This window comes from Conexibacter sp. S30A1 (genome assembly GCF_023330665.1).
Lineage (GTDB): Bacteria > Actinomycetota > Thermoleophilia > Solirubrobacterales > Solirubrobacteraceae > Palsa-465.
In genome coordinates this window covers 516,788-528,302 of sequence record NZ_CP097127.1, presented here as the reverse complement: position 1 = coordinate 528,302, position 11,515 = coordinate 516,788, and the positions used below count along the sequence as shown (strand labels likewise).

The 11,515-nt window shown below is 68.2% G+C and carries 8 protein-coding genes; 2 read left to right on the top strand and 6 right to left on the bottom strand.

Features of this window, described 5'->3' with window-relative positions:
* Positions 1-80: 80 nt before the first annotated feature.
* Positions 81-1,433 (bottom strand): glutamate--tRNA ligase, encoded by a 1,353-nt coding sequence (gltX, locus tag M3M54_RS02640; RefSeq protein ID WP_249020632.1) that lies wholly within the window; start codon positions 1,431-1,433, stop codon positions 81-83.
* Between the two features lie 50 nt (positions 1,434-1,483).
* On the opposite strand from gltX, the gene M3M54_RS02635 reads away from it, so the two are divergent.
* Both M3M54_RS02635 and zwf read left to right on the top strand, forming a co-directional pair.
* Complete coding sequence (locus M3M54_RS02635) at positions 1,484-2,347, top strand: deoxyribonuclease IV (RefSeq protein WP_249020631.1); 864 nt, start codon at positions 1,484-1,486, stop codon at positions 2,345-2,347.
* 19 nt (positions 2,348-2,366) lie between these two features.
* Positions 2,367-3,815, top strand: a complete 1,449-nt coding sequence (zwf, locus tag M3M54_RS02630) for a glucose-6-phosphate dehydrogenase (RefSeq protein WP_249020630.1) — start codon at positions 2,367-2,369, stop codon at positions 3,813-3,815.
* 28 nt (positions 3,816-3,843) lie between these two features.
* Here zwf and dnaE read toward each other — a convergent pair whose 3' ends face one another.
* From dnaE to M3M54_RS02605, 5 genes are all read right to left on the bottom strand, one after another.
* On the bottom strand, positions 3,844-7,371 hold the full coding sequence (gene dnaE / locus M3M54_RS02625) for a DNA polymerase III subunit alpha (RefSeq protein ID WP_249020629.1): 3,528 nt from the start codon (positions 7,369-7,371) through the stop codon (positions 3,844-3,846).
* A 91-nt stretch (positions 7,372-7,462) separates the two neighbouring features.
* Positions 7,463-7,723: a hypothetical protein gene (locus M3M54_RS02620; protein WP_249020628.1), complete on the bottom strand. Its 261-nt coding sequence runs from the start codon at positions 7,721-7,723 to the stop codon at positions 7,463-7,465.
* Positions 7,720-8,964 (bottom strand): argininosuccinate synthase, encoded by a 1,245-nt coding sequence (locus tag M3M54_RS02615; RefSeq protein ID WP_249020627.1) that lies wholly within the window; start codon positions 8,962-8,964, stop codon positions 7,720-7,722. The genes M3M54_RS02620 and M3M54_RS02615 overlap by 4 nt, the downstream gene beginning before the upstream one ends.
* Positions 8,961-10,172: a UDP-N-acetylmuramoyl-L-alanine--D-glutamate ligase gene (gene murD / locus M3M54_RS02610; RefSeq protein ID WP_249020626.1), complete on the bottom strand. Its 1,212-nt coding sequence runs from the start codon at positions 10,170-10,172 to the stop codon at positions 8,961-8,963. The genes M3M54_RS02615 and murD overlap by 4 nt, the downstream gene beginning before the upstream one ends.
* Complete coding sequence (locus M3M54_RS02605; protein WP_249020625.1) at positions 10,153-11,496, bottom strand: hypothetical protein; 1,344 nt, start codon at positions 11,494-11,496, stop codon at positions 10,153-10,155. Before M3M54_RS02605 ends, murD begins: the two co-directional genes overlap by 20 nt.
* Positions 11,497-11,515 lie beyond the last annotated feature (19 nt).

Sequence of the window (11,515 nt, the reverse complement as noted above, 5' to 3'; positions counted from 1 at the left end):
CAGTAGGGGACCGGTGGGGACATCCCACCACCGCTGCTATCGGCAGTCGGCGGCGATTTCTTTAGCCCTCGCCCCCGCTGTCAGCCGGCTAGCGCCCGGTCGATCAGCGCGACGGTCCTGTCGCGACCGAGCACTGCGACCGTCTCGAAGATCCCCGGCGAAACGGTCGTGCCCGCGATCGCGACGCGCAGCGGCTGAAAGACCTGTCCGGGTTTGAGCCCACGCTCAGCCACGACGGCGCGCAGCTGCTGCTCCACCGCGTGTGCATCGAAGACCTCAAGCGCCGCCAGTCGCTGCCTGACCTCGGTGAGAACATCGCGCGCGCCCGCGGCGCCAAGCACCTTTGCCAGTGCGTCAGGGTCCGTGCGCGGGCCATCAAACAGAAATCCGGCGAGCGGCCAGAAGTCGGCAAGCGTCTGGATCTTCTCGCGTGAGATCTCGACCGCCGCACGCAGGCCGCTGCGACCGGTGAACTGCTCAAGCCGGCGCGTCAGCTCATCGACCGGCAGCGCCCGCAGGTGCATGCCGTTCAGATGCCTGAGCTTCTGTTCGTCAAACACCGCGGGGCTGCGGGAGACGCGGTCCAGGCGGAAGCGCTCGGCCATCTCGGCCATCGTGAAGAACTCCTCGTCGGGCGCGAAGCCGGTACCGAGCAGAGCGATGTAGTTGTTGACGGCCTCGGGGAGGTAGCCTCGGTCTCGCAGCTCCTGAACCGACGCGGCACCGTGGCGCTTTGAGAGCTTCTTGCCGTCGGCGCCAAGCAGCATCGGCAGGTGCGCGTAGCGCGGTGGCTCGGCCCCCAGGGCGTTGAAGACGAGCAGCTGCTTGGGCGTGTTGGAGATGTGATCCTCGCCGCGCACAACGTGCGTTATGCCCTCGTCGAGGTCGTCCACGGCGACCGCAAAGTTGTAGAGCACCGAGCCGTCAGCACGCGCGATGATGGGATCGTCCATACTCGCGTTGGGGAAGCTCACCTCGCCGCGCACCAGATCGGTAAAGCTCGTGACACCATCGTCCGGAACGCGCAGGCGCACCGCACCGCTCGCCTCGGGCGTGCCGCGGAAGCCGCGGTCGGCGCCGTGGCGCTCCTTGTAGGCGCGCACAACCTCCGCGTCCGCGCTCGAGTGGTAGGCATGACCTTCGGCCAACAGCTGCGCCAGCGCCATGCGGTGGCGGGGCGTATTGGCGATCTGCGAGAGCGGCCCCTCATCCCAGTCCAGCCCGAGCCAGCTAAGCGCGTCGAGGATCTGCTCGACGTTGGCCTCTGTCGAGCGCTCACGGTCTGTATCTTCGATGCGCAGCACAAACGATCCCCGTCGCCCGGCGGCGCCCTCGCCGGCGGGCCCGTTGGCCAACAGCCAGTTGTAGAGCGCCGTCCTGGCGCCACCGATGTGCAGGGCGCCGGTGGGTGATGGTGCGAAACGAACTCTCATGATGACCGGAGGCCCATGCTAGACACAGAGGTTCCAGGACGGCCTGCAGGATGCTGATCGGCGCCCATGTCTCCCCCGCCGGCGGTCTCTACAAGGCAATTGAGCGCGGCACTGAGCTCGGCGCGGAAGCGATTCAGATCTTCAACCAGTCCCCGCGCATGTGGCGCCCCACCGCCTACAGCGAGGATGACCTGGCGCGCTTTCGTGAAGCCCGGTCGGAGAGCACCGTCGAAGCCGTGCTGATCCACGCCGTTTACCTGCTCAACTGCGGCTCCGAAGATCCTGAGATAGCCGCCAAGTCGCTCACCTCACTCACCCATTCGCTGCGGATCGGCGAGGCGATCGGAGCCAGCGGCGTCGTGCTTCACCCCGGCTCGGCCAAGACCGGTGACGTCGGGGCCGCGATCACGCGCGCCGGCAGGGTGATCGCTGAGGCACTCGCCGAGTCGGAGCACTGCGAGCTGCACCTGGAGGACACCGCCGGCGCCGGCGGCACGCTGGGACGGTCCTTCGGCGAGCTGGCGGCGCTGATCGACGCCGCCGGCGCCTCGAGCCGCCTCGGCCTATGCCTGGACTCCTGCCATCTGCTCGCCTCCGGCTACGAGGTCCGGACCGTGGACGGGCTGGCGCGCACGCTGTCTGAGTGCGACGCCGCGGTGGGACTGACGCGCCTGCGATCACTGCACCTGAACGACTCACTCATCGGCCTTGGCTCAAACCGTGACCGGCACGCGGCTCCCGGAACTGGCGAGATTGGCGCCGACGGGCTATCGGTCTTTCTTTCAGACCCGCACTTTGAGAGCCTGCCGGTGGTGCTGGAGACAGGTAGCGCCGACGGCGCCGTGAGCGCCGCCGACATCGAGCTCTTGCACGGGCTGCGCACGCGGGGGCTATCGATGCGTGAGGCTGCGTAAAAGGGGTAGGGTGTGTGAGGTGAGCGGAGCGCAACGACGCCAACATGCATCGAGGCAGGCCGCGGACGCGCTTGTCGTCTTCGGCATCACGGGAGACCTCGCGCGAAAGATGACGTTCAGATCGCTCTACCGGCTCGAGCAGCGCGGCCTGCTGGAGTTACCGGTGATCGGGGTTGCCGTGGACGACTGGAAGGTCGAACAGTTGGTCCAGCGCGCACGCGAATCGATCCAGGACAGCGGCGAGCAATTGGATGAGTCTGTCTTCGCGCGTTTCGCCGATCGTCTGCGCTATGTGAGCGGCGACTTTGCCGACGCGCAGACCTACAACCGGCTCGTGCGGCAGCTTGGCCACCTGCACAACCCGACCTTCTACCTCGAGGTGCCGCCCAGTCTCTTTGAGACGGTGATCGCCGGTCTGCACACGGCCGGGCTGCTCGGCAGCGGCGAGCGCGTCGTGGTGGAGAAGCCGTTCGGGCACGACCTCGCGTCAGCGCGCAAGCTGGCCGCCGACCTGCACAAGTATCTGCACGAGGATCAGCTCTACCGAATCGACCACTTCCTCGGCAAGATGGGTCTTCAGGAGATCCTCTACCTGCGCTTTGCCAACACCACGATCGAACCGATCTGGAACCGCAACTACGTCTCCTCGGTGCAGATCACGATGTCGGAAACGGTCGGGGTTGAGGATCGCGGGCACTTCTACGACCCCGTCGGAGCGCTACGCGACGTCGTGGTCAACCACCTCCTGCAGGTCGTCGCCGCGGTCGCGATGGAACCACCCGCCGGCGGCGACGCCGACACGCTGAAGACCGCCAAGTACTCGGTCCTGCGCTCGATGGCCAACGCCGATCCGGCCCACTACGTGCGCGGCCAGTACGAAGGCTACCGGGCGATCCCCGGCGTCGCCGCGGACTCGACCACCGAGACCTACGCAGCGCTGCGATTGGAGATCGAGAACTGGCGCTGGGCCGGGGTGCCCTTCTTCCTGCGCACGGGCAAGTGCCTACCCGCCAAGCAGACCGAGGTGCGGCTCGTTTTCAAGCATCCACCGAAGCTCGCCTTCATCCCGACCACCGCCCGTCTGCCGCAGCCCGGCCAGATCATCGTCAAGATCGACCCGCGCACAGGCATCAAGATGATCGTCGATGCGCACCGCGCAGACACGCGCGGAGCCTCTGAGATTGACCTTGAGATGGAGTTCGCACAGGAGGGCGGCGAGGGTCCGACCCCCTACGAGGTGCTCCTGCACGCCGCGATGATCGGTGATGGCACGGCGTTCACACGCCAGGACAGCGTCGAGGAGAGCTGGCGGGTGATCGAGCCGCTGCTGAACAACCCGCCCGCGGTCATCCCGTACGCCTGCGGCTCCTGGGGCCCGGCCGAAGCCGACAAGCTGCTCAACGGCTACGGCGGCTGGCGCGCACCCTGGCTCACCGCGGCGCCCGCAACGGACGCTCAGAACCAGTAGTGAGAGCGAGCGCGGCGGACCCGCGCGCTCACGCCGCCGCAGCGGCGTTACCCGGTGCTGCCGGCAGCAACGCAGCCCCCAGCTGCTGGGCCAGCTCGGCGTGCAGGCCGGCGGTGCGCATCACCCGGTAGCCGTTGCCCAGCCTCAGCCTGCGTGTACCGCTTGAGCCCTCGAGCGCGAGCACGACCTCGGCGTCACCGGGATAGGCCGTGAGGATCTCACGCAGGTCATCGATGAGGTCGGACGCAACCAGGTCTGCATTCAGCCGGATCTGAAGCGGCTCCGGGGCGGCTGGGATTGAGGCCGCCTCTCGCTCTGCCGCGCGCAGCTCGGTGTCGGTCGGCGCGAAGCGCTCAACCGAGGAGACCACCACGCACGTCCTAGCCGCATCCTTGTGGTCAACCTTGCCCTTGACGATCACAAGCGCGTCCTGCTGGACGGCCTCCCCGGCATCCTCAAGGGCGTCGGCAAAGATCACGAGCTCCACCGAGCCGTGGAGGTCCTCCAGTGTCGCGAACACCATCGGATCCCCCTTCTTGGTGCGCAGGCGCCTGAGCTGACCGATCATGCCGCCGAGCGTCACTCGTTCCCCGTCCCGGCGCTCGCCGAGCGCCCCGAGGTTCACGTCGGTGCGGACCGCGAGCGCAGCACCGACCGCCTTCAGCGGATGCGCCGAGATGTAGAGCCCCACGGACTCCTTCTCCATGGCGAGCAGCTCGCCCTGCTCAAACTCCCCGGTGGGGATCGGCGCGTGGCTCGGACGGCCAGCAGACGCCGCACCGCCGTCGCCACCGAGGTCCACACCGAGATCGAAGATCGAGCCCTGGCCGATCTGGGCGTCCTGCTGCGCCTTTTGACCAGCCGCCTGCGCCTGTTCGAGTACCGAGAGCATGCCCATGCGCGTTGCGCCGGTGGTGCCAAAGGCGCCGCACTTGATCAGCGCCTCGATCGCCTTCTTGTTCACAGCCCGGCTGTCGACGCGCTCGCAGAAGTCAAAGATGTCGATGAACGGCCCATCCGCACGCGCGGCTTTGATCGCCTCCACGGCCGCGTAGCCGACCCCCTTTACGGCATCCAGCCCGAAGCGGATGTTGCCGTCGACCACCACGAAACGGTGGTCTGAGAGGTTGACGTCGGGCGGCAGGATCTGAATCCCCATCTGCTCAGCCTGAGCGACGAAGAACGGCACCTTGTCCTTGGTGTCCATCACCGAGGAGATCAGCGCCGCCATGTACTGCGCCGGGTAGTTGGCCCGCAGCCACGCCGTGCGGTAGGAGATCAGCGCGTAGCAGGCGGCGTGGGACTTGTTGAACGAGTAGTCCGCGGACTTCTCGTTGGTGGTCCAGATCCAGTCGATCACGCTCTCGCTGGTTCCCGACGCACGACAGCCGGCCACGAACTCGGGCTTCAGCTTGGCCATCGCCTCACGATTCTTCTTGCCGATCGCCTTGCGCAGGTCGTCGGCCTTGGCGCCACTGAAGCCCGCGAGCTGGCGGGAGATCATCATCGCCTGCTCCTGGTAGATGATCACGCCCTTGGTTGACTCGAGAATCGGGCGCAGACGCTCATCGTGGTAGTCGATCGAGTCGGGGTCGTGCTTGCCGCGCGCGTAGGCGGGGATCGAGTCCATCGCCCCGGGTCGGTAGAGCGCACCGAGCGCCACGAGGTCGTCGAACTCGGTGGGGCGTACGCGCTTGAGCGCCTCCCTGAAGCCCTCGGACTCGAACTGGAACACGCCGATCGACTCGCCACGGGCGAGCATTCGGTAGGTCTTCTCGTCATCGAGCGGCAGCGTGGCCATGTCCGGACGACTGCCGGTGGAGCGCTCGATGATGTCGAGCGCATCCTCGATCACGTCGAGGTTGCGCAGACCGAGGAAGTCCATCTTCAACAGGCCCATGGCCTCGACTGGTTTCATCGAGAATTGCGTGACGGTGCGATAAATCTTCTCGCCACGCTCGTCGGTGCGGTTGGTGTCGGCGAGCTGCACCGGCACCAGGTCTGTGAGCGGTTGCGGCGCGATAACGACCGCGGCGGCATGGATCGAGGCGTTGCGGACGATCCCCTCAAGTCCCTTTGCGACCTCCACGATGCGGTGCGAATCGGCGTTGCTCTGCACCTCGACCGCCAGCGGCTGGCCTGGCGCAAGGCAATCCTCGAACTTCGGTGCGCGTCCCTGCTCCGGGTCGGGGATCAGCTTGGCCAGCTTGTCGCCGAGCGCATAGGGATAGCCCAGTACGCGGGCCGCGTCCCGGGTGGCGGCGCGCGGGAACATCTTGCCGAAGGTGATGATCTGCGCCACCGAATCCCGGCCGTACTTGTCGGTCACGTACTGGATCACCTGTTCGCGGCCACGCACCGAGAAGTCGATGTCGATGTCCGGCATCGACACGCGCTCGGGGTTGAGGAAGCGCTCGAACAGCAGGTCGTAACGCAACGGGTCGAGGTCCGTGATGCGGGTCGCGTAGGCGACCAGTGACCCCGCCGCCGACCCGCGACCGGGCCCGACGGGGATGCCGTGGTCCCGCGCCCACTTGATGAAGTCCCAGACGATGAGGAAGTAACCGCTGTAACCCATGCGCTCGATCACGCCCAGCTCATACTCGGCGCGCTCGAGCGCCTGGGCCGGCACCGGGTCGCCGAAGCGCCAGGCAAGGCCCTCCATCACGAGCTGGCGCAGATACTCGGACTCGACCATCCCGTCCGGACAGTCGAAGCGTGGGATCAGCTGCTTGCCGAGCTCGATCTCGACATCGCAGCGCTCGGCCACCTCCAGGGTCGAAGCCAGCGCCTGCGGCCAGCGGGCAAACTTCTGCACCATCTCGTCGGTGGAGCGCAGGTAGAACTCGTTGGTGTCAAAGGTCAGCTTTGGCGCCTCGAGCGTCGACTTCGTCTGCACGCAGAGCAGCGCCGTGTGGTTGTCATAGTCCTCACGGCGCAGGTAGTGCACGTCACCGGTGCCGATCAGCGGCCGGCCGAGCTCCCGCGCGATCCGCTCGATCCCGAGGTTCGCCTTGTCCTGAGCGGCGATGCCGTTGTTCTGAACCTCGAAGTACACATCCTCAGGCCCATAGATCTGGATCAGCTCGTCGGCGACCGCCCGCGCCTCGTCCTCGCGGTCGGCCACCAGCGCCTGACAGAAGCGCGAGGCGAGACAGCCGGTGAAGGCGATAACCCCCTCCGAGTACTTGGCCATCAGCTCCGCGTCGACCGTCGGCTTGCCGCGCTGCAGGCCCTCCAGAAAGCCTGCTGAGCAGAGCTTCACAAGGTTCTGGTAACCGACCGCGTTCTCAGCCAGCAGCGTCAGGTGATAGCGCTTGCCACGCTTGGTGCGGTCGTCTGTGACATACACCTCACAGCCCTGAATCGGCTTGATGCCATGCTTCTTGCAAGCCTGATACAGCTCAACGGCGCCGTTCATGACGCCGTGATCGGTGAGCGCCAGCGCCGGTTGCCCGAACGCCGCCGCCCGCTCCGCGAGACGGTCGATCTTGGCGGCGCCGTCGAGCAGCGAGTACTCAGAGTGGACGTGGAGGTGCGCGCAGCCGAGGCTCATCGGAGAACCGAGGATAGGCCCCTGCCCGGACAGTCAAACCCGGTCCTCAAGCAAATTGCGCAGACCTTGCTTGAAGGCTCGCCCCGCGCCGCTAGCCCCCTGGCTGCACCGGGGGGTCGTCCTCGCGCGCGGGCGTACGCTCACGCAGACGCCTGAGCGCCTCGTCCAGCCGCGCCGGCGAAACGCCACCAGCGAACTCGCCGCCACCATCGGGCCGCTGCCCCGGCTCGGAGTCGGGCAGCGGCCGCACGGCGGGCTCTGGCGCCGTCCGCGCCTCGGGCTCGACCTGGCGGGCAGGCTCGGGTGCCGGGGGCCCAGCCACCGCCCGCCGGCGCCACGGCCAGCGGCTCATCGGCTGTTGCGCACCTGCCAGGCCATCCGCGACTGCAGCGACCACAGCTCGATGAAGCCCGGCGACGCCTCCTGGCTGAACAGCCCGCCTGACTCCGCAAAACTCGCAAGCTGAGCGTCGTAGACCGCGTAGGGCGACTGCCTGGTCACCACTCGCGCCGACCCCTTGAACAGCTTCACCCCGATCCGGCCGGTGACCTGTGAGTTGGCGGCCAGCATGTAGGCGTCGAGGTCCGAGCGCAGCGGCTCCCACCACAGCCCCGCATAGACCAGGTAGGCCCACTTCTGGTCGAGCATCGTCTTGAACTGGTTCTGGTGGATGGTGCCTACCAGCCGTTCGAGCTCGGCGTGCGCCGGCAACAGAATCGCTGCCGCCGGCACCTCGTAGATGTCTCGCACCTTGAGGCCCACGATCCGGTCCTCGATGTGGTCGACGATCCCGACCCCGTGACGCATGCCAGCCGCCGCGACCCGGTCAAGCAGCTCCACCAGACCCAGGCGCGTGCCGTCCAGGGCAACCGGCACCCCGGCCTCGAACTCGATCTCGATCGTCTCCGGCTCGTCCGGGGCGAGTTCTGGACGCGTCACCAGCTGGAATACGTCCTCCTGCGGGGCCACCGACAGATCCTCGATCCAGCGGCCTTCACTCGAGCGTCCCCAGAGGTTGTCGTCGATCGAGTAGGGCGCGACCTCGGCCCCGCCCTTGACCGGGATTCCGTGCTCGCGCGCGTAGGCGGCCTCCTCGTTGCGACCCATCTTCCACGACCGCACGGGCGCGATCACCTTGAGCTCCGGTGCCAGCGTCGCGACGGTCGACTCGATCCGCACCTGGTCGTTGCCCTTGCCGGTGCACCCGTGCGCGATCGTGTCGCAGCCGGTCTGGCGCGCCAGCTCAACCGCCAGCTTGGCGATCAACGGCCGCCCGAGCGCCGTGAACAGCGGGTAGCCGAGGCCGTATATGGCATTGGCGCGGATCGCGGGCACGACGTACTCGCGCGCGAACTCCTCGCGCGCGTCGACCACATGCGCCTCCACGGCCCCCAGCGAAAGCGCCTTGCCGCGCACGACGTCGTAGTCCTCGCCAGGCTGGCCGAGGTTGACGGTCAGCGCCACCACCTCGGCCTGGTACTCGTCCTGAATCCACTTGAGCATCACGCTCGTGTCCAGGCCGCCGCTGTAGAGCAGCAGCACGCGCTGCACGTCCTCGGGCCTGGCCAGGTAGGTTGCGGTCGGTTCGGTCACGTTCGCAAGGCTAACGCGGCGAAGTGATCGCCGCGTTCCTCGAAGTCGCGGTAGGCGTTGAAGCTCGGCGCCGCGGGCGAAAGCAGGATCACCGCGCCGGGCTGCGCGCGCGAGGCGGCCAGGCGTGTTGCCTCCCGCATGTCTCCCGCTGTCGACATGCGGGCCGCGGCGAAACCAAAGGCCGCCGCGGCGGCAGCGATCGCCTCGCCGGTGTCGGGCAGCAGCACGAGCGCCGTCGGCTCACGGCGCAAGGCGAGCGCCTGTCCGAGCGGAGCGTAATCCTGAGCGCGGTCGGCACCGCCGGCGATCAGCACCAGTGACCGCCCGGCAAAGGCTTCGATCGCCGCCACCGCCGATGCCGGCGTGGTCGAGATGCTGTCGTCAACCCACTCGACCCCACGCGCGTCGACGTGCACCGTCTGCAGACGGTGCGGCAGCGGCTCAAGCCCCGTCAGCGCGCCGGGGAGGTCGGGCAGCGGCAGTCCGGCCGCCTGGATCGCCGCCACCGCGGCCGCGACGTTCTGCGCGTTGTGCGCGCCGCGCAGCGGGACCGCGGCGGCCGGCACGACCAGCGGCCAGTCGCCGCGGTCGCCAAGCGGGCGAACCGCGGCGCGGACCCCGGGCAGGTCAAAGAGCCGCAGCTTGTCGGCGCGGTAGCGCTGCTCGCTGCCGTGCCAGTCGGTGTGCTCGCGCGAGAGGTTGGTGAGCAGCGCGACCTCCGGCCCGACCTCCAGGTCGGCGATCTGGTAGCTCGAGAGCTCGAGCACCACCCAGGTCGCGGGGTCGAGTCCGATCAGCTCGATCACCGGTCGGCCGATGTTGCCGGCCAGCTCGACGCTCATGCCCGCGCGGCGCAGCAGGTGCGCGACGATCGTGGCGGTGGTGCTCTTGCCCTTGGTGCCGGTCACGCCGATCACATGCCGGCCACCGCGCTCGGCCAGCCATAGGCCGGTGGCGGTGCCGACGGGCAGGCCGGCGGCGCGGGCGGCCTGGATCAGCGGCTTGTAGATCGAGACGCCGGGCGAGCGGATCAGCACGTCGGCGTGCGCGAGCGCTGCACGCGCCTCCTCCTGCGGGGTGTCCTCATCGATCACGGCGCTGATCACCGTGGCCGGCAGGCGCGCCGCCAGCTGGTCGCGCAGCGCGCGGGTCTCGCGCCCCAGCCCCCAGAGCGCGACCCGCCGTCCGTCAAGCTCCGAGAACTTCACGCACCGAGCCGATCAGCTCGCCCGGGATGTCGTGCTCCTCGCCCAGCTCAAATAGCGCAGCGATCTGCCCGGCGCTGAGCTCATGGCCTGCGAGCACGGCGCCAGCCAGCCGCCTGACGTTGGCGTGCTCGCGCCACAGCGGGCTTGCGTCGAGCAGCTGGACGGCCGCGAGGCTCTCCTGCAGCTCGCCCACGCACTCGAACGGCTTCTGATCCACGCCGCCGACCAGGCGGACGAACCCGTCGTACTGGGAGGCATCATCGAGCAGGTCGGCGCCGAAGATCTCAAGCATGTGCTCGGGAGTGCTGAACGGTGCCAGGATCAGAAACACGAAACGGCACTTGTCGCAGTTACAGCACCAGGAGCTGGTGCGCCGCTGCGGGTCGAGCGCGAACACGCGGTTGCAGCTGGTGAACACCGGGTGGTAGCGCTCGAGCCGCGCAAAGGCCCTGGCGATCGAGAGCTCTGAGGCGGGACGCAGGAGCGAGAAGATCCGCGGGGCGCCGTCGATTTCGGCGGTGGCGTCCGCCAGCAGCCGTTCGGCGCGACGGCCCTTGGAGAACTGGTGGTTGACCTCTACGCCCTGCCACTGGAGACTGCCGACCGAGGCGCTGCGCTCGTTGGCCATCGCCACCGCGTCGATCCCCTGGGTGGCGGCGGCGAGCAGCGCCACAGCGCTGACGATCGCGGTGACCGGGACGTGCCCGTTGAGCGCGCCGCGCGCATTGAGCTCAAGCAGCCGCGGGTCAAGGGTGCGCCTGATGATCAGGCGCGGCAGGCTCGCGACCTCGGCGCTTGCGCGGATCGGTGGCGCGTCACCAACCGAGAACAACGTCACCTCGAGGCCGCTTGCGCGAGCGACCTCAACCGCCACCGCGGAATCCTTGCCACCGCCGAGGGGCACCAGCAGCGAGCGCAGCTCGCGCTGCTGGGCGCTCGGGGTCGTGTCGTCGCCGCGGGGGAACTGCGGGCGCGGCAGCGCCTCGAGCGAGTTCACATAGGCAAACTCGGCGAGGCCCTCGGAGTAGAGCGCCGCCAGCAGCTGCGCGGCCGCAGCGGGCGGGGCGCCGGTCTCGCAGACTAGGTGCTGTGGCACCGCCGCCTTGTAGTAGCTGATGCCGGCGATCCAGTGCAGCAGGTCGAGCAGACCTTCGAGCGCCGGGGTCTGCACACGCGGGGCCGGGAACTCGAAGCGCTCCTCGAACTCGTTGTCGTCGAGCGCATAGCCGAGCCGCACCTGCCCGTCCGGGGCGATGCTGCGGTAGGTGAACTGGAAGGAGCGGACCGCCTGCGGACTGAAGTCTTTGACTGGAAGCGTTGACACGAGCACTAGCGTAGTCTCG